The sequence below is a fragment of the Lysobacter sp. A286 genome (assembly GCF_054052105.1).
The window spans coordinates 321,214-338,315 of the sequence record NZ_JBSVRJ010000001.1 but is presented as its reverse complement, the minus strand read 5'-3'; the positions used below and the strand labels follow the sequence as shown (position 1 = coordinate 338,315).

The 17,102-nt window shown below is 66.0% G+C and carries 17 protein-coding genes; 2 read left to right on the top strand and 15 right to left on the bottom strand.

Going from position 1 to position 17,102, the window contains the following annotated elements:
- Nucleotides 1–38: 38 nt before the first annotated feature.
- The 14 genes from tolR to ACW7G0_RS01490 all read right to left on the bottom strand — a co-directional run bounded on the left by tolR (nt 39) and on the right by ACW7G0_RS01490 (nt 12,449).
- A complete protein-coding gene (gene tolR, locus ACW7G0_RS01555; protein ID WP_456987220.1) occupies nt 39–479 on the bottom strand; it encodes a protein TolR in 441 nt (146 codons plus the stop codon).
- Nucleotides 480–586: 107 nt separating this feature from the next.
- Nucleotides 587–1,369, bottom strand: coding sequence for a protein TolQ (gene tolQ / locus ACW7G0_RS01550; RefSeq protein ID WP_456987218.1), 783 nt, complete (start codon nt 1,367–1,369; stop codon nt 587–589).
- A 74-nt stretch (nt 1,370–1,443) separates the two neighbouring features.
- A complete protein-coding gene (ybgC, locus tag ACW7G0_RS01545; protein ID WP_456989420.1) occupies nt 1,444–1,866 on the bottom strand; it encodes a tol-pal system-associated acyl-CoA thioesterase in 423 nt (140 codons plus the stop codon).
- Nucleotides 1,867–1,905: 39 nt separating this feature from the next.
- Nucleotides 1,906–2,958 (bottom strand): Holliday junction branch migration DNA helicase RuvB, encoded by a 1,053-nt coding sequence (gene ruvB, locus ACW7G0_RS01540; protein ID WP_456987217.1) that lies wholly within the window; start codon nt 2,956–2,958, stop codon nt 1,906–1,908.
- A gap of 26 nt (nt 2,959–2,984) precedes the next feature.
- Nucleotides 2,985–4,904 carry a potassium transporter Kup gene (locus ACW7G0_RS01535; protein WP_456987216.1) on the bottom strand — a complete coding sequence of 640 codons (1,920 nt, stop codon included), beginning with the start codon at nt 4,902–4,904 and terminating at the stop codon, nt 2,985–2,987.
- A gap of 39 nt (nt 4,905–4,943) precedes the next feature.
- Nucleotides 4,944–5,540: a Holliday junction branch migration protein RuvA gene (gene ruvA, locus ACW7G0_RS01530; protein ID WP_456987214.1), complete on the bottom strand. Its 597-nt coding sequence runs from the start codon at nt 5,538–5,540 to the stop codon at nt 4,944–4,946.
- A gap of 13 nt (nt 5,541–5,553) precedes the next feature.
- On the bottom strand, nt 5,554–6,081 hold the full coding sequence (ruvC, locus tag ACW7G0_RS01525) for a crossover junction endodeoxyribonuclease RuvC (RefSeq protein WP_456987212.1): 528 nt from the start codon (nt 6,079–6,081) through the stop codon (nt 5,554–5,556).
- Nucleotides 6,082–6,098: 17 nt separating this feature from the next.
- The gene (locus ACW7G0_RS01520) at nt 6,099–6,830 is read right to left on the bottom strand and encodes a YebC/PmpR family DNA-binding transcriptional regulator (protein WP_456987210.1); all 732 of its coding nucleotides are present in this window, start codon (nt 6,828–6,830) and stop codon (nt 6,099–6,101) included.
- Between the two features lie 25 nt (nt 6,831–6,855).
- Complete coding sequence (locus ACW7G0_RS01515) at nt 6,856–7,581, bottom strand: alpha/beta hydrolase (RefSeq protein WP_456987208.1); 726 nt, start codon at nt 7,579–7,581, stop codon at nt 6,856–6,858.
- Entirely contained in the window at nt 7,581–8,123 is a 543-nt protein-coding gene (locus ACW7G0_RS01510) for a DUF3016 domain-containing protein (RefSeq protein WP_456987206.1), read from the bottom strand. The genes ACW7G0_RS01515 and ACW7G0_RS01510 overlap by 1 nt, the downstream gene beginning before the upstream one ends.
- A 122-nt stretch (nt 8,124–8,245) precedes the next feature.
- Nucleotides 8,246–8,794, bottom strand: coding sequence for an N-acetyltransferase family protein (locus tag ACW7G0_RS01505; RefSeq protein WP_456987205.1), 549 nt, complete (start codon nt 8,792–8,794; stop codon nt 8,246–8,248).
- Nucleotides 8,795–10,594, bottom strand: a complete 1,800-nt coding sequence (aspS, locus tag ACW7G0_RS01500; RefSeq protein ID WP_456987204.1) for an aspartate--tRNA ligase — start codon at nt 10,592–10,594, stop codon at nt 8,795–8,797. It lies immediately after the preceding gene.
- A 133-nt stretch (nt 10,595–10,727) separates the two neighbouring features.
- Complete coding sequence (locus tag ACW7G0_RS01495) at nt 10,728–11,066, bottom strand: FmdB family zinc ribbon protein (protein ID WP_456978378.1); 339 nt, start codon at nt 11,064–11,066, stop codon at nt 10,728–10,730.
- Between the two features lie 168 nt (nt 11,067–11,234).
- The gene (locus ACW7G0_RS01490) at nt 11,235–12,449 is read right to left on the bottom strand and encodes a cation:proton antiporter (protein ID WP_456989419.1); all 1,215 of its coding nucleotides are present in this window, start codon (nt 12,447–12,449) and stop codon (nt 11,235–11,237) included.
- 161 nt (nt 12,450–12,610) lie between these two features.
- On the opposite strand from ACW7G0_RS01490, the gene ACW7G0_RS01485 reads away from it, so the two are divergent.
- Nucleotides 12,611–13,321 carry an SIMPL domain-containing protein gene (locus ACW7G0_RS01485; protein ID WP_456987203.1) on the top strand — a complete coding sequence of 237 codons (711 nt, stop codon included), beginning with the start codon at nt 12,611–12,613 and terminating at the stop codon, nt 13,319–13,321.
- 69 nt (nt 13,322–13,390) lie between these two features.
- Here ACW7G0_RS01485 and ACW7G0_RS01480 read toward each other — a convergent pair whose 3' ends face one another.
- On the bottom strand, nt 13,391–15,292 hold the full coding sequence (locus ACW7G0_RS01480) for an ABC-F family ATP-binding cassette domain-containing protein (RefSeq protein ID WP_456987202.1): 1,902 nt from the start codon (nt 15,290–15,292) through the stop codon (nt 13,391–13,393).
- Nucleotides 15,293–15,392: 100 nt separating this feature from the next.
- Between ACW7G0_RS01480 and ybaL the strand changes: the two genes are divergently transcribed.
- The gene (gene ybaL / locus ACW7G0_RS01475) at nt 15,393–17,096 is read left to right on the top strand and encodes a YbaL family putative K(+) efflux transporter (RefSeq protein WP_456987200.1); all 1,704 of its coding nucleotides are present in this window, start codon (nt 15,393–15,395) and stop codon (nt 17,094–17,096) included.
- Nucleotides 17,097–17,102 lie beyond the last annotated feature (6 nt).

Here is a 17,102-nt window from a genome sequence, read left to right as displayed (position 1 = left end):
CTGCAGGATGGCCTGTTGGTTGTCGGCGCGGCTTTCCCTCACTTGCGCACCGTCTCCGACGGCGCACTCATCAACCCGACTCGCGGCACGTCGGCGTTCTGCAGCAGTACCATCGCCTGCAGCACGATTTCATAGTTGGCGGCCCGGTCACCGGCCACATATACCGGCACGCCGGGATTGTTGCGTACGAACGCGGCCACCTTCGCCGACAGCTCCTCCGCGCCCAGCGCCTCCTGCTCCGCACCCTGCAGGGTCAGGAAATAATTGCCGTCGGCATCCACGCTGACAATCACCGGCTCCTGGTTCTGGGAGATGGTCCTGGCATCGGACTTGGGCAGTTCGATGTCAACGCCCAGGTTCATCAGCGGCGCGGTGACCATGAAGATGATCAACAGCACCAGCATGACGTCGATATAGGGCACGACGTTGATCTCGGACTGGAGTTTGCGTTTGCGGCGGCGACCGGTGGAGACGGACATGCGGTGTTCCCGAGTGGCGGCGAGTTCAGTGGACGGTAGATTGATCGATGGATGCCGGGCTTGCGTGCGGCCGCGACCCTGCGGTCACGCGCTCGGCCGGCGCCGGATCACTCCTGCGGCACCTGCCGCTCCAGGATCGAGGAGAACTCCTCGGCGAAGGCGTCATAGCGCACGGCGATGCGCTCGACCTTGGTGGCGAAGCGGTTGTACGCCCATACCGCCGGAATCGCCGCGAACAGGCCCATCGCGGTGGCGATCAACGCCTCCGAGATGCCCGGCGCGACGCTGGCAATGGTCGCCTCGGTCATCGTGGCCAGGCCCTGGAACGAGATCATGATCCCCCACACGGTGCCGAACAGGCCCACATACGGCGCAATCGAGCCGACGTTGGCCAGGAACTCCAGGTTGCGCTCCAACCCGTCCAGTTCGCGCGCGGTCGCCACCCGCATCCCGCGCTGGGCGGTTTCCAGCTGCATCCGGACATCGGCGATGCGGCGCTGGCGCGAGAACTCGCGGAAGCCGGCCTCGAAGATCGATTCCATGCCGCCGGTGTCGCGGTTGCGGCTGGTCGCACCGGTATAGAGCTTGCTCAGCTCGGTGCCCGACCAGAAGCGCTCCTCGAAGGTCTCCGCCTCGCGGTCGGCGCGCCCAAGCAGCTTGGTCTTGCGGAAGATGATCACCCACGAGGCCACCGAGGCGAACAGCAGCAACACCAGCACCAGTTGCACCGGCAGCGAGGCGTGCAGTACCAGCTGCAACATGTCGACGCCGCCATCGCCCGCGACCGCGCCAGGCAGGGCTGCTGCGGTGCTGGCAACTGCGCTGGCCGGGTCCAGGGGCAATGGCTCGACGACGGTGGTGGCCTGCAACAAGCTCAACAATGGGGTCATGCCTGGATCTCCGCTGCCCGCGCTCGCGGGCTTGTGATGGATGAATGTCGGTAGTGCCGTGTTGCCAGGTCCTGCTATCGCGTCGTTTGCAGCGCAGTGAGCTCATCGAGCAGTGGTTGCGGGATCGCACGGGGACGAAAACCCTGCGTGTCGAGCGCCGCCACGCGCACCGTCGCGGCCAGCAACAATTCACCGTCGCGCCGCACCTGCTGCACGAACACCGCACTCGCGCGACGGCATTGCTGCAATGACGCGTCCACCTGCAACAGGTCGTCCAACCGCGCCGGCTGATGGAAGTCGACCTGCATGGCGCGCACCGCAAATACCAGTCCATGCTCGAGCTGCAACTGCTGCTGCCCGTATCCCTGCTCGCGCAACCACTCGGTCCGCGCGCGTTCCAGGAACGCGACATACCGCGCGTGGTAGACCACGCCGCCGGCATCGGTATCTTCCCAGTAAATGCGGATCGGGAGGCTGAACAAAGGCAAAGCGGAAATCTCCGGGAGCTTCAAATGAGACAGGCCGCCAAGATGGCGCTACTGGTCACCGCTGGTTCCGACCGGCATTGAGCGCAACAGTTCCCCATCCTTGCCGCGCGGGGTCAGCCCGACATGCTGGTACGCCTTGGGCGAGGCCATCCGGCCGCGGGCGGTGCGGATCAGGTACCCCTGCTGGATCAGGTACGGCTCGATCACGTCCTCCAGCGTGCCGCGTTCTTCACTGAGTGCGGCAGCCAGCGACTCGACCCCGACCGGACCGCCGTCGAAGGACTCGATGATGGTCCGCAGCAGACGCCGGTCCAGTTCGTCGAAACCCTCCGGGTCGACCTTCAACATCGCCATCGCGGCACCGGTGGTGTCCAGGTCGATATCACCGCCGGCGCGGACCTGGGCGTAATCGCGCACCCGTCGCAGCAGCCGGTTGGCGATACGCGGCGTGCCACGCGAGCGCCTGGCGATCTCCGCCGCGCCCTCCGGCGTGCAGGAGATCCCGAGGATTCCGGCCGAGCGCCGCACGATCCGGGTCAACTCCTGGGTGCTGTAGAACTCCAGGCGCTGGACGATACCGAAACGGTCGCGCAGCGGCGCGGTCAGCAGGCCAGCCCGGGTGGTCGCGCCAATCAAGGTGAACGGCGGCAGGTCCAGCTTGATCGACCGCGCGGCCGGACCCTCGCCGATCATGATGTCGAGCTGGTAGTCCTCCATCGCCGGATACAGGACCTCCTCGATCGCCGGCGACAGCCGATGGATCTCATCGATGAACAACACGTCGAACGGCTGCAGGTTGGTCAGCAACGCGGCCAGGTCGCCCGCCTTCTCGATCACCGGCCCGGACGTCTGCCGCAACCCGACCCCCAGCTCATTGGCGATGACATGGCTCAGCGTGGTCTTGCCCAGGCCGGGCGGCCCGAAGATCAGCACATGGTCGAGCGCCTCGTTACGCCCCTTGGCCGCTTCGATGTAGATCGTCATCTGCTCGCGGACCGGGACCTGGCCCAGGTATTCGTCCAGCCGCCTGGGGCGAATCGACGCCTCCACGGCGTCATCCCCGAAGGCCTCGTCCGCAGCGATGATGCGCTCGTCATTCATCCGTCTATGGTCGCATGGCGGACGGCCTAGATTTCGACCTGCGCGCCCAACTCGACCAATCGGTTGCCGGGGATCCGGAAGAAACTCGTGGCTGGCGCTGCGTTGCGATGCATGAACGCGAACAAGCGGTCACGCCATACCGGCATTCCGCGGTGCGCGGCGGCCACTACGGTTTCGTGGCTGGCGAAATAGGTGGTATCCATCGGATCGAAATAGATCCCGTCCTGGTCGCAACTACGCATCAGCGCCACCGGCACGTCCGGCGTCTCCATGAACCCGAACCGGATCAACACCCGGTGGAAGTCGTCGCCGATCTCGGTGATCTTCAGCCGTTTGTCGATCGGCGCGTACGGCACCGACAGCGTCTCCACGGTCAGGAACACATTGCGCTCATGCAACACCTTGTTGTGCTTGAGGTTGTGCATCAGCGCATGTGGGACCACACCCTTGTCGGTGGTCATGAAGACCGCCGTGCCCGGCACCCGAACCGGCGGCGCCAGCATCAGCCCCGGCAGGAAGCTGTCCAGCGGGATGCCGCCCTTCTGGATCTCCTCGCGCAGCAATTCGCGGCCACGCCGCCAGGTCCGCAACAGAATGAACAGGACGATCCCGAGCGCCAGCGGGAACCACCCGCCCTGCAGGAGCTTGACGCCGTTGGCGATCACGAAGGCGATGTCGCCGATCAGGAACAGCGCGCAGCACGGCAGCACCCACCAGCGCCAGTTCGGCCACAGCGCGCGAGCCACCAGGGCCAGCAACAGGGTATCGATCAGCATCGTGCCCGACACCGAGATGCCATAGGCGGTGGCGAGGTTGGAGGAACTGCCGAACGCCAGCACCAGCGCGATCACCACCAGCATCATCGACCAGTTCACCAGCGGGATGTAGATCTGGCCGATGGTGTCGCTGGAGGTGTGCTTGATCCGCATGCGCGGGATGTAGCCCAACTGCATCGCCTGGCGGGTGATCGAGAACGCGCCGGTGATGACCGCCTGCGAGGCAATCACCGTGGCCGCGGTGGCCAGCACGATCATCGGGATCCGGCCCCACTCTGGCACGCCGATGAAGAACGGATTGCGGATGGCGGTAGGGTCCTCCAGCACCAGCGCGCCCTGGCCCAGGTAGTTCAACATCAGCGCCGGCAGCACGAAGTAATACCAGCCATAACGGATGGGTTTGGCGCCGAAATGACCCATGTCGGTGTAGATGGCCTCGCCGCCAGTCACCGCCAACACCACCGCGCCAAGGATGAAGACCCCGCCCCATTGATGGGTGACGAAGAAATTGACCGCCCACCATGGGTTGATCGCGTGCAGCACCTCCGGCTCGTGCAGGATGTTGACCACGCCCAGCACCGCCAGCGTGATGAACCACAGGCCGGTGACCGGGCCGAAGACCTTGCCGACCCCGGCGCTGCCGAACCGCTGGCTGGCGAACAGGGCCACCAGTACCACGATCGTCAACGGGACCACCCAGGCGCCCAACTCGGGCGCGACGACCTCCAGGCCCTCCAGGGCGGACAATACCGATATCGCCGGGGTGATCACGCCGTCGCCGAAGAACAGCGCCGCACCGAACACCCCGATCACGCCGACCAGGTAGGCCGACCTGGAACCCTTGGGCAGGGTGCGCTGAGCCAATGCCATCAGCGCCATGATGCCGCCCTCGCCCTCGTTGTCGGCGCGCATGATGATGGTCACGTACTTCAGCGTGACCACCAGCATCAGCGCCCAGAACACCAGCGACAGGATGCCGAGCACGGTGTCATGGTTGGCGACCAGGCCGTAGTGCGGGCTGAAGGCTTCCCTCAGCGTGTACAGGGGGCTGGTACCGATATCGCCGAACACCACCCCGATCGCACCGACCACCAGGCCGGCCATCCCGGGTTTATCGTGGCCATCACGGGCAGTCTTGCTGCTCAACGATCGGGGCGAAGGTGAGGACATCGGGAAACTCGGTCTGGGCCGGGACGAGCCAACGGCGCCTCAGCGAAGCGCGGACTGTAGCGCCTTACGGATGATGGTGGCAGCGTCGGCGTCGGACTCCGTTGCCGCCTCGCGCACCATGCGGGCCGCGTCGGCGGGCTTGTAACCCAATTGCTGCAAGGCGATCACCGCCTCGCTTTGCGGATCGCGGGGCACATCCCCACCCGAAACGACCACGCCGTCACCGCCGGTCATGTCGCTGGCGCGATCGCGAAGTTCCACCACCATGCGCTCGGCGGTCTTCTTGCCGATGCCCGGGACCCGGGTCAGCGCGGTGACGTCGCTGGCCTGGACCATGCATGCAAACTCATCGACGCTGACCCCGGACAAGACCGCCAGAGCGATTTTCGCGCCGATGCCCTTTACCTTCTGCACCTCGCGGAAAAGGCGTCGCTCCGAGTCGCGCAGGAAGCCGTACAACGAGACGCTGTCTTCCTTCTGCGCGTAATGGGTAAACAGCGACACCTCGCGCCCGAGTTCGGGCAAGTCGTAGAAGGTGCTCATCGGCGCCTCCAACTCGTAACCCACGCCGTTGACGTCCACCACCAGCCACGGCGGCTGCTTGTGGATGACGATTCCCTTGAGCCTGCCGATCATGCCTGCCTGCCAATCATGTGCCACGTCTCCGTAAATCAGCCACGCCCAATCCGGTGCGGATCGCGGTTGCGCTCATGTGAGCATGGGTGAGTGCGACCGCCAATGCATCCGCGGCATCGGCTTGAAGTTTCCTGTCGGCGAGGTTCAACAGCAGCCGGACCATGTGCTGCACCTGCAACTTGTCTGCCGCGCCGCGACCGACCAGTGACTGCTTGATCACCCGCGGCGCGTACTCGCTGACCACCAGCTTGCGCCGCACCACCGTCACCAGGGCCGCGCCACGCGCATGGCCGAGCTTCAAGGCCGACATCGCCGACTTGCCCATGAACACGGTCTCGATCGCCACCTGATGCGGTTGCCACTCATCCAGCACCCGCTCCAGGCCTTCGCACAGCAAGCCCAGCCGCGACGGAAAGTCGGGCGCGTCCAGCAGCTTCAGGGCCTCGCAGTGGACGAACCTGCAGCGCCCATCGCTGGCCACGTCGATCACGCCGATGCCGGTTCGCTGGGAACCGGGGTCGATACCCAGGATTCTGATCACGTCGCCAGCTTACGCCGTCAGGCGTAGGCGTCCTCGCCCAAGTCGGCATTGGAGTAGACGGCCTGCACATCGTCGAGGTCTTCCAGCCAGTCCAGCAGCTTGAGCACCTGCTGCGCGGTCTCGCCTTCGACCGCGATGTCGTTGTCGGCGCGGAAGGTGACCTCGGCGTGCGCAGGCTCCAGCCCGGCACCGGTCATCGCCGCCTTCACCGCATCAAATGCGTCGGCCGGAGTCAGTACGTCGATCGCGCCATCGGGCGGATACACCACGACATCATCGGCACCACTGTCGATCGCTACCTCGGTAATCGCGTCCTCGTTCGCACCTGCAGCGAAACCCAGCACGCCCACCTTGTGGAACATGAAAGCAACCGACCCGTCAGTGCCCAGGTTGCCGCCGAACTTGCCAAACGCATGGCGCACATCGGCGACGGTGCGGACCTTGTTGTCGGTCAGGCAATCAACGATCACCGCGACCCCGCCCGGGGCATAGCCCTCGTAGCGTATCTCTTCGTAGTTGACGCCTTCCAGTTCACCACTTGCCTTCTTGACCGCGCGTTCGACCACGTCCTTGGTCATGTTGGCGGCGTACGCCTTCTCGATCGCGGTACGCAGGCGGGGATTGCTCGCCGGGTCACTGCCGCCGGCTCGCGCGGAAACCGAGATCTCGCGGATGAGCTTGGTGAAAATCTTGCCGCGCTTGGCGTCCGAGGCGTTCTTGCGACCCTCGATCGACGGTCCCCTACCCATGAGAATGTCCGTTAAGTGTGCTGTGTCAGCCCGCTACTTTACTCGAACCGGCGATCTTCGGCGGCAATACCGTCTGATGCTCGAACCGGCCGTGGGCAAGAAAATGAATGGCCTGGGCGGACACCTCGGGCGATAGCAGCATGCCGCTGTGGCTGGTTGGCAACACGATGTGGTCGGACTCGCCGGCTAGCCGGGTTTCATCCACCGCGACGGTGCCGTCGTTGCCGCCGGAGAAGCGGCCAAACACCCGCCCGAACCCGAGGCCGAGGTTGCCGGCCACCACGCCCAGTTGCGCCGGTCCCTGCCATGGCCCACACCCATCGCGAAGCAGGTCCGCGCTGCGCCCCAGCGAAGCACTGCCCAGCCCGAATCGGCCCATCCCGCGGGCCGCCGCGCTGCCGCACAGCGGCGAGCCAAGACAGACCAGCCGTCGTACCGGCAACGCCGGATCCCGCTCCAGCGCCTGCACTGCGATCAACCCGCCCAGACTGTGGGCGACGATGTCGCAGGGCTCATGCAACGTCGCTCGCAACCGCGATATCGCCGCCTTGGGGCCGCCGGCAATGCCCGCGTAACCGACCAGGACAGGACTGAAGCCGGCCCGACGCAACTGCCGGGCGTGCCATTGCATCGATAACCGCGGCATCCACAGCCCATGCAGAAGCACCACCCGCCGCCCGGCCGCTGTCGTGGCGGGCTGCTCCGTGTCGACCTGATCCTGCTCCGCCGCAGCGCCACCTGTATCAGCCATTACAGCCCCTTGAACTGCCTTCGCAGCCAGTCATCGAGCAGTCGTTTCTCGTACCGCAGCGAGTCGCTGTTCCGACCGGCGGTCGACCGCGACAGATAGTCGCTGCCGACCAGCTGCTGCTCCCCTTCGGCCACTATCTCGCCGTCCGCACCCGAATGCCGGAACTCCAGCCGGATCCGCGGCGGGTAGATGTCGCGCATGATCCGCACATCGTCATATCGCGAACCAAGCCAGGGCTCGTACCCGCCGGCCCGGTCGATGTCGATGAACGTGACCTGCAATCGCTCGCCCGGTGGCAGCCGGTCCCCCGCCTCGCTACGCAGGTACTGCGCCAACTCCCGAGCCCAGACGCCGCGCAGCCTGTCGACCCGATCCTGCCCACGGGTGACCTCCCGGAACCCGGCCGGGTCATGCCACGCGACCTGCACCGCTCCGACATCGGCCAGCTGCCCGGGGCCGCTACTGATGGCCGGCGTGGTGGCACAGCCCGCCAAGACCAGCGACAGCGCGAACACCAGCGCAGTGGCGATTGGGAAAGTCATGGCGGGCTCCTGGCGACGGCGGAACCTGCATTCTGCCTTGATCCAGGTAGTCATGATGTCCCGGCTCATGCCGAACCGGACCCATGTGGCACCCGATCATCCCGGACCCGGCCCTGCCGGTCTCAGCCGGTCCAGTCGGCGGGCCGGCGCAGGATGAATTCGTGGTCGCGCACGCGGCCGACCGCGAACTCGTAATCGCCCACGTGCTCGAAACCGTGGCGTGCATAGAAGCGTTGCGCAGCCAGGTTCTGCGACCACACCCCGATCCACAGGGTGCGCGGGCCGTCGCGCTGCAGCCAGTCCAGGGCGGTTTGGAACAGCCGGCCGCCCCAGCCGCCATTTTGCTCACCTTGCACCAGGTACAGGCGCTTGAGCTCGCCATCGTCGGGACGGGCCGCGGCATGCGGCAAGCCGCACGGACCGGCCGCGGCATGCCCGATCGCCTCGCCTTCGCGCTCCAGCAGCCAGACCGCGTAGTCGGGATGGGCCAGGATCGTGCGCTGGCGTTCGACCGCATAACTCTCGGTCAGGAATGCATGCAGGTCCGCGTCCGGATACAGATGGCCGAACGTCTCGACGAACGTGCGCGTCGCCAGTTGCGACAACACCGTGGCATCGGCTGGCGTCGCGCGGCGGATGACGGGGACGGCATTCCCGGCACTGGCGCCCATCTAGCCTGCCGCGGGCTCGTCGTCGGCCTTGGCCGGCTTCGGCCGCACCGACACATGCACCTCGGCCAGTTGGGCATCGGGGATCGGCGACGGCGCGCCGGTCATCGGGCATTGCGCGCCGGTGGTCTTGGGGAAGGCGATCACGTCGCGGATCGACTCGGTGCCAGCCATCAACGCGGCGATACGGTCGATGCCGAAGGCAATGCCACCGTGCGGCGGCGCGCCGTACTTGAGCGCGTCGAGCAGGAAGCCGAACTTGGCCTGCGCTTCCTCGGCGTCGATACCCAGCAGTTCGAACACCGCCGTCTGCATCGCCGGGCGATGGATGCGGATCGAACCACCACCGATCTCGTTGCCGTTGAGCACCATGTCGTAGCCGCGCGACACCGCAGTCTTCGCGTTCGCCTTCAGTTCGGCGACGTCATCCACCGCCGGCGCGGTAAACGGGTGATGCAGGGCCACGTAGCGGCTGGCCTCGGCGTCCCACTCGAACATCGGGAAATCGGTCACCCACAACGGTGCCCAGCCTTCGCGCACCAGCCCCAGGTCCTTGCCCAGTTTGAGCCGCACCGCGCCCATGAAGTCCGAGGCAGTGTTGTAGCCCGCCGCGCCGAACAGGATCAGGTCACCGGTCTGCGCGCCGGTCGCCTGCAGGATCGCGGCAAGGGTCGCGTCGTCGAGGAACTTCGCGATCGGCGAGTTAACGCCCTCGCGGCCCTTCGCCGGGTCTTCGACCTTCATCCACGCCACGCCCTTGGCGCCGTACTTGGCCGCGTGCGCGCCGACCTCGTCGATCTGCTTGCGCGACAGCTTCGCCGCGCCCGGGACGCGCAGCGCAACCACGCGACCGTCCTCGGCGTTGGCCCAGTCGGTGAACACCTTGAACTCGCAGCCCTTGACCAGCGCGGCGATGTCGGTGAATTCCATCTCGATGCGCAGGTCCGGCTTGTCAGACCCGAAGCGGCGCATCGCCTCGGCATAGGTGATGCGCGGAAACTCGCCCAAGTCGACGTCCATGACCTCGCGGAACACCTCACCGATCAGCGCTTCGGCGGTGTCCTGCACGTCGCGCTCCTCGACCCAGGCGAACTCCATGTCGAGCTGGGTGAATTCGAGCTGTCGATCAGCGCGCAGGGCCTCGTCGCGGAAGCAGCGCGCGATCTGGTAGTAGCGGTCGAAGCCGGCCACCATCAGGATCTGCTTGAACAACTGCGGGCTTTGCGGCAACGCGTAGAACTCGCCCGGATGCATCCGCGCCGGCACCAGGAAGTCGCGCGCGCCTTCCGGCGTCGCCTTGGTCAGGATCGGGGTCTCGATGTCCTGGAAGTCGCGCGCGTCCAGCCAGCGCCGCAGAGCCTGCACCAGCTTGGTCCGGGTGCGCATCTTGCGCTGCATCTCCGGCGTGCGCAGGTCCAGGTAACGGTACTTCAGGCGGATGTCCTCGCCCGGGTTCTCGTGGGCGTGGAACGGCAGCGGCTCGGCCTTGTTCAGCACCTCGATGGCCGCGGCCACCACTTCCACCTGGCCGGTACGGATCTTGTTGTTGACCGCCTGGCGCTGGCGCACCACGCCGGTGACGCGCAGGCAATCCTCGTAACCTACATGTCCGGCAGCAGCGATGACGTCCGCATTGCCGGCCGCATCCGATGGCTCGGCGACGACCTGGACGATGCCCTCATGGTCGCGCAGGTCGATGAAGCACAAGCCGCCCAGGTCGCGGGCAACATCGGCCCAGCCGCACAAGGTAACGGTCTGGCCGATCATGGATTCATCGATCAGGCCGCAAAAATGGGTACGCATGGGGGCTCCGGTTCAGCAGTGGCACGCCGGCACGAACCGGCTGGCCCATTAGTTTAGTGGCGCAATGCGCGATGTCACACCCGGCACCGCAACGGCCCGTCGCGCTGCGTCGCCCGGCAACGGCCCACAACCATCAGCCAGCCGCTGGCTTGTTTTCCACCGGCTTGGCCGTGGCCGCACTCGCTGCAGGCTTCGCGTCGGCTTTGGATTCGCTCTTGGCGTCGGACTTGGCGTCCGTGGTTGTCGCGTCCTTGCCACCATCACCGGCCAAGTTGCGCTTCTTCTCGCCGTCCTTCTTGAAGTCGGTCTCGTACCAACCGGTGCCGGACAGACGGAACTGGGGCGCGGTCAACTGCCGCTTCAATTGCGGTTTGCCGCATTCCGGGCAATCGGTCGGATCGGCATCAGACAACTTCTGCAGGCGGTCGAAATCGTGGCCACAAGCAGCGCACTCGAAAGCATAGATCGGCATGGAGACGTGACCTTGGGGTTGGGCAATGCACTGGCAAAGCGGAATTGGCGACCCGGCCAACACGGAAGGGGCCAGACGGCCCAAGCCGAACCGATATTGGGGACGTATCCGGGCAACTCAAGGCGGCGACGGTTCGATCGCGGCTGCGCCCGACAGCGACAACCGCCCTCAGCTGTTGGCCGCCGGCGGATAACCGTTCGGCGTCGGCTCGGCGCGCATGCGGTCTTCCGGGTGTTGCCGCGACCCCGGCTCGATGGTGTCGACGTCAAAGGGCGAGCGCAGCACCAACGACGGCAGCAGGGTATTGAGGGTGGTGTAGAGGATCAACCCGCCAAACAGGGTCCCGGATATCTGGAACTGCTGGTGCAGGATGGTGGCGATCACCAGGGTGAACACCAGCGTCGGCGCCAGCGCGACCGAGACCTTCAGGCTGCTCTTGTGAGCCTCGCCAAACATCAGCCGGCGCTGCAACCACACCAGTCCGACCCGCAACGGGACAAACACCACGGTCAGCATGACGCCCAGCCCCGCCGCCTCCCACGTCAGCGCATCGCGGGTGATCTCGGTACCGGCGTGGAAGAAATAGACCGGCACGAAGAACGTGGCAAACAGCCGCAATGCGTGGATGTTCTCGTCCGAGGCCAGTCGCGGCATGCGCACCCGCAGCAGCCGGGCAACCAGGCCGGCCACGAATGCGCCCACCAGGTAATACACCCCCAGCTTGAAGGTGATGAAAGCGGCGACCAGCCCGACCATCACCAGCAACGAGAACTCCGAGCCCGGTGCATGCGGCACCACCCAGCGGCCCAGCGCGATGAACAGCAACGGCAGCCCGACCATCATCGCCAGCATCACCAGCGACGAGATCCCCAACTGCACCGGATCGTCGGCCTGCAGCACCACGAACAGCACCGCCAGCGCCAGTAATTCGCCGGCGATCGCCTTGCTGGTGACCCAGAACCGCTCTTCCTCGTTGAGACCCAGCCGTTCCAGCGTGTCCAGGATGAACCCGGTCGAAGGGGTCAGCAGCGCCAGCGACACCAGCGCCGCCGGCTGCCAGTCCAGGCCCAGGTAACGCCACGCCAGCCAGCTCACCGCACTCAACGAGGCTACCCGCATCAGCAGGTAGACACTCAGCCCGCCCAGCCCCTTGCGCAGGGACGCCAGCTCGACTTCCAGCCCGGCAAACAGGAACAACGACGAGATCCCCAGTGTCGACAACAGCACGATGACCGGGTCGTGGACGCGGTCGGCCCACAGCAGCATCGCCCCGACGCCCAGCAGCAGGCAGGTAATCGGGGCGGGGACCTTGAAGCGCTGCAGCGCGCGCGGGATCACCAGCAAACCGAATATCAACAGCAGGTAGATCAACTCATTGGTCATGCGCGTGCCGGTGGCGAGGAATGAATGCTTCCGGCGCATGGTCGGCGCAGGTCGTCGTCGCTGGCAACCCCCGGTCGCGACTTGACTGATGCTTGCCGCCTCCATGCCGCGCTCACCCGATTCGGTTACGCTGCCGCTCCACGTGTCCTGGAGCCGTACCGATGCCTACTCATCCGCCGCGCGCCACCCTTGTGATTGCCGCCGCCCTGCTGGCCCTCGGCGTGGCCGGTGCCGGCTGGTTGGCCGGCCAGGGCATGGAACGGCTGAAGACCGCCGACCGCTACGTCACCGTCAAGGGGTCGGCCGAAAGGACCGTCGAGGCCGACCGGGTGGTCTGGCCGCTGCCGCACAGCGTCGGTGGCAACGATCTGGCCGAAGTCCAGCGTCAGCTGGAAACCAATACCGCCGTCATCCGCGACTTCTTCACCGAGGCCGGCTTCAAACCCGAGGAAATCGTGGTCTCCCCGCCACGGCTGGAAGATCGCTGGGCGTGGGCCTACGGCGACAACCGGCCACCGGAGCGCTATCGCTATTCGACCACGGTGAGCCTGCGTACCGACGATGTACCCAAGGCGCTGAGCGTGCTGCGCCGCAGTGGCGAGCTGGTCGGCCAAGGGGTGATGATCGGCGAAGGCAGCGCGCCGGACTTCGACTACACCAAGCTCAACGACATCAAGCCGGAGCTGATTGCCGAAGCCACCGCCGCCGCGCGCGATTCCGCCGTGCAATTTGCCAAGGATTCCGACTCGCGCCTGGGCGGTATCCGCAGCGCCAACCAGGGCGTGGTCAGCATCACCGACCGCGACCAGAGCAGCCCGCAGGTCAAGCGGGTGCGGGTGGTGACCACGGTGGAATACTTCCTGCGCGACTGAAGGCGGGCCACGGCACAAACGTCGTCAGGATCGCAGGCGTAATTGCCCGGGCCGCCCGGTGACGTGTGCTCAGGCGGCATCGACCTCGTACAAGGCCAGCAGCTCGGCTTCGGCCTGTTCCAGCTCGGCGCGTCGCTGTACCTGCTGCTTGCCCAGCTCCACGCCACGGGCGCCGCCGTCTGCATACACGGCCGGGTCCGCCAACTCGGCTTCCAGCGCCGTCAACTGCGCCTCCAACTCCGCTACGCATTCCTCGGCCTTGGCCAGCTTGTACGGATTGGCCTTGCCTTTGCGAGGCTTGGGGGACGGTGGCACGACCGCCTCCTGGGCAGCGCCCGGAGCAGACCCTGGCCGGCCCTGACCATCATTGGAATTATCGCGCGTGCGCAGCCAGCTCGCGTATTCGTCCAGATCGCCGTCGAACGGTTGGGCGATGCCATCGGCGACGCGCCAGAACGTGTCGCAGACCAGCCCGATCAGGTGCCGATCATGCGAGACCAGCACGATTGCTCCTTCGAACACCGCCAGTGCCTCGGCCAGTGCCTCGCGCATGTCGAGGTCCAGATGGTTGGTCGGCTCATCGAGCAACAGCACGTTGGGTTTGCGCCAGGCGATCAATGCCAGCGCCAGGCGCGCGCGCTCGCCGCCGGAGAACACATCGACCGTCTCGAACGCACGGTCACCCGGGAAATTCCATTTACCGAGGAAGTCACGCAACTGCTGGGTGGCCACGCCCGGCGCGATATCGGCGATATGGTCGATAGCGCTGGTGCCGGCACGCAGCGACTCGACCGTGTGCTGGGCGAAGTAACCAATCCGCAGGTCGGGATGGCCATGGCGCTCCCCGGCCAGCAGCGCCAGATCGCCCACCAGTGATTTGACCAACGTCGACTTGCCGGCACCGTTGGGGCCGAGCAAGGCCACCCGGTCGCCGGCTTCGAGGATGAAGCCGACGTCGTGGAGAATGGTGGTGACTCCCCGCGTTTTTGCAGGAGCGGCCGCAACGTAGCCGCAGTCGGCATGCGCCAGGCGCAACAACGCATGCGGCAGCTTGGCCGGGGCCGGAAACTCGATCCGCAGCGCGCGCTCGATACGCACCGCCTCGGTGCCGGCCATCTTGGCCAGGCGCTTGACCCGCGACTGCGCCTGCTTGGCCTTGGTCGCGCTGGCGCCAAACCGGTCGATGAAGCTCTGCAGGTGGGCACGTTCGGCCTGCGCCTTCACGTGGGTGATCTGCTGCAGGCGCAGGTGCTCGGCGCGTTGGCGCTCAAAGGCGGTGTAGTTGCCCGCATACAGCTTGGCCTTGCCGTCATGCAGGTGCAGGGTGTGATTGGTGACCTCGTCCAGGAACTCACGGTCATGGCTGATCAACAGCAAGGTGCCGGGGTACTTCAACAACCACTGCTCCAGCCACAGCACCGCATCCAGATCCAGATGGTTGGTCGGCTCATCGAGCAGCAGCAGGTCCGACGGTGTCATCAGCGCTCGGGCCAGGTTCAGGCGCACCCGCCAGCCGCCCGAGAACGTGCTGACGGCACGTCCGTGCGTATCGGCGGCAAACCCAAGGCCATGCAGCAACTTGCCGGCGCGCGCGCTGGCGTCGTAGCCGTTGAGCTCCTCCAGCCGGTGGTGGGCCGTGGCGACCGCTTCCCAGTCCTCATTGGCGACTGCCTCCGCCTCGGCCTGGATCGCCGCATGCACCAGCGCATCTCCCGACAGCACGAAGTCCAGTGCCGGGTCCGGCAGCGACGGGGTTTCCTGGGCGACGCTGGCGATGCGCACCCGGCTGGGAATACCCAGATCGCCCTTGTCGGCTTCCAACTGGCCCTGCAATGCGGCGAACAACGATGACTTTCCACTGCCGTTGCGGCCGATCACGCCCACCCGCCAGCCGGCCTGCAGGACCAGGTCGACTTTGGACAACAGCAGCCGCTCACCGCGACGGAGGGCAAAATCCTTGAAAGCAATCATGCGGTCATTGTACGGGTGCAGGCTCGACCTGCCGAGGTTATCGCTTGCCTGATCCGGCAACGACCTACATGATTGACCGGCTAAGCCCAATGGAGTCCTGATGCCGCACGAAACCGACCTGATCAGCATCATCGCCGTGGGGCTGCTGCTGGCTTTCCTGTTCGGCGCGCTGGCGAATCGATTGCGGCTCTCCCCACTGGTGGGTTACCTGGCGGCGGGCATCGTTGCCGGCCCGTTCACGCCCGGCTTCGTCGGCGACCAGGGCCTGGCCAACCAGCTGGCCGAAATCGGCGTGATGCTGCTGATGTTCGGCGTCGGCCTGCATTTCTCGGTCAAGGACCTGATGGCGGTCAAGTGGATCGCGATCCCCGGCGCGATGGTCCAGATCACCGTCGCCACGCTGCTCGGCTGGGGCCTGGCCGCGCTGATGGGCTGGTCGACCGTGCACGGACTGGTGTTCGGCTTCTCGCTCGCCACCGCCAGTACCGTGGTGCTGCTGCGGGCGATGGAAGACCGCCGCCTGCTGGACACCAACCGCGGCAAGATCGCGGTGGGCTGGCTGATCGTGGAAGACCTGGCTTGCGTGATCGCGCTGGTGCTGATGCCGGTGCTGGCCGAGATCACCAATCCTTCCGTCGGCGGCGAAACCCACACCTTTGGATCGATCGTGGTCGCTATTCTGCTGACCCTGGTGCAGGTCGCAGCCTTCGTCGCGGTGATGATGGTAGTGGGCCGGCGGGTGATCCCCTGGGTATTGGAACGCACCGCCGGCACCGGCTCGCGCGAGCTGTTCACCCTGTCGGTATTGTCGATCGCGCTGGGCGTGGCCTATGGCTCGGCGGAGCTGTTCGGGGTCTCGTTTGCACTGGGCGCATTCTTCGCCGGACTGCTGCTCAACGAGTCCGAGCTCAGCCACAAGGCCGCTAGTGATTCGCTGCCGCTGCGCGATGCGTTCGCGGTGCTGTTTTTCGTCTCGGTCGGGATGTTGTTCGACCCGATGATCCTGATCGAGCAGCCGCTGCACGTGCTGGCGACGGTGCTGATCATCCTGTTCGGCAAGTCCGCGGCCGCCTACGTGATCGTGCGCGCGTTCGGCTATCCCAACATCACCGCCATCACCATCTCCGCCAGCCTGGCGCAGATCGGCGAGTTCGCCTTCATCATTGCCGGTCTCGGCGTCGCGTTGCAGATCATGAATGAGGAAGCGCAGGACCTGGTCCTGGCCGGCGCCCTGATCACGATCATGCTCAACCCGCTGATCTTCGTGCTGGTCGATCGCTGGCAAGCCAGGCACACCCGGTTGGCCGAGGAGCAGGTCGAAACCGGACCCCTGCCCGGCCCGTCGCTGGACCTGAGCGATCACGCCATCGTGATTGGTTTCGGCAGCGTCGGCACCGAGCTGGTCAAGCTGCTGCGTGGCCACGACATACCGGTGATCGTCATCGACGATAGCAGCCACCACGTCGAGCGCGCGCACGCTGCGGGCATCCCGGCAATCCGCGGCAGTGCGGCCGCCGACCTGGTACTGGAGGAGGCGCACCCCGAGCGTGCCACCATCGCGATCCTGGCGATCCCGCAGCCGCTGGAAGCAGGCGAGACCATGGCCAAGCTGCGTGCCATCAACCCGTCTCTGACCTTGCTGGCACGCGCGCACAGTGATGCGGAGGTCAAACACCTGTTGGAGCGTGGCGCCGACGGCGTGGTGCTGGCCGAGCGCGAACTTGCCCACAGCCTGGCCGAGATGGTGATTGCCACCCCGGCTTATCGGGGTGATCACCACTTGCCACGGACCAGCCGCGCCTGACGGCCA

What these genes read in the sequence shown, in the direction of transcription:
- tolR (WP_456987220.1), bottom strand. Translation starts at nt 479, where the DNA reads ATGTCCGTCTCCACCGGTCGCCGCCGCAAACGCAAACTCCAGTCCGAG.
- tolQ (WP_456987218.1), bottom strand. Translation starts at nt 1,369, where the DNA reads ATGACCCCATTGTTGAGCTTGTTGCAGGCCACCACCGTCGTCGAGCCA.
- ruvB (WP_456987217.1), bottom strand. Translation starts at nt 2,958, where the DNA reads ATGAATGACGAGCGCATCATCGCTGCGGACGAGGCCTTCGGGGATGAC.
- ACW7G0_RS01535 (WP_456987216.1), bottom strand. Translation starts at nt 4,904, where the DNA reads ATGTCCTCACCTTCGCCCCGATCGTTGAGCAGCAAGACTGCCCGTGAT.
- ruvA (WP_456987214.1), bottom strand. Translation starts at nt 5,540, where the DNA reads ATGATCGGCAGGCTCAAGGGAATCGTCATCCACAAGCAGCCGCCGTGG.
- ACW7G0_RS01520 (WP_456987210.1), bottom strand. Translation starts at nt 6,830, where the DNA reads ATGGGTAGGGGACCGTCGATCGAGGGTCGCAAGAACGCCTCGGACGCC.
- ACW7G0_RS01515 (WP_456987208.1), bottom strand. Translation starts at nt 7,581, where the DNA reads ATGGCTGATACAGGTGGCGCTGCGGCGGAGCAGGATCAGGTCGACACG.
- ACW7G0_RS01510 (WP_456987206.1), bottom strand. Translation starts at nt 8,123, where the DNA reads ATGACTTTCCCAATCGCCACTGCGCTGGTGTTCGCGCTGTCGCTGGTC.
- ACW7G0_RS01505 (WP_456987205.1), bottom strand. Translation starts at nt 8,794, where the DNA reads ATGGGCGCCAGTGCCGGGAATGCCGTCCCCGTCATCCGCCGCGCGACG.
- aspS (WP_456987204.1), bottom strand. Translation starts at nt 10,594, where the DNA reads ATGCGTACCCATTTTTGCGGCCTGATCGATGAATCCATGATCGGCCAG.
- ACW7G0_RS01495 (WP_456978378.1), bottom strand. Translation starts at nt 11,066, where the DNA reads ATGCCGATCTATGCTTTCGAGTGCGCTGCTTGTGGCCACGATTTCGAC.
- ACW7G0_RS01490 (WP_456989419.1), bottom strand. Translation starts at nt 12,449, where the DNA reads ATGACCAATGAGTTGATCTACCTGCTGTTGATATTCGGTTTGCTGGTG.
- ACW7G0_RS01485 (WP_456987203.1), top strand. Translation starts at nt 12,611, where the DNA reads ATGCCTACTCATCCGCCGCGCGCCACCCTTGTGATTGCCGCCGCCCTG.
- ACW7G0_RS01480 (WP_456987202.1), bottom strand. Translation starts at nt 15,292, where the DNA reads ATGATTGCTTTCAAGGATTTTGCCCTCCGTCGCGGTGAGCGGCTGCTG.
- ybaL (WP_456987200.1), top strand. Translation starts at nt 15,393, where the DNA reads ATGCCGCACGAAACCGACCTGATCAGCATCATCGCCGTGGGGCTGCTG.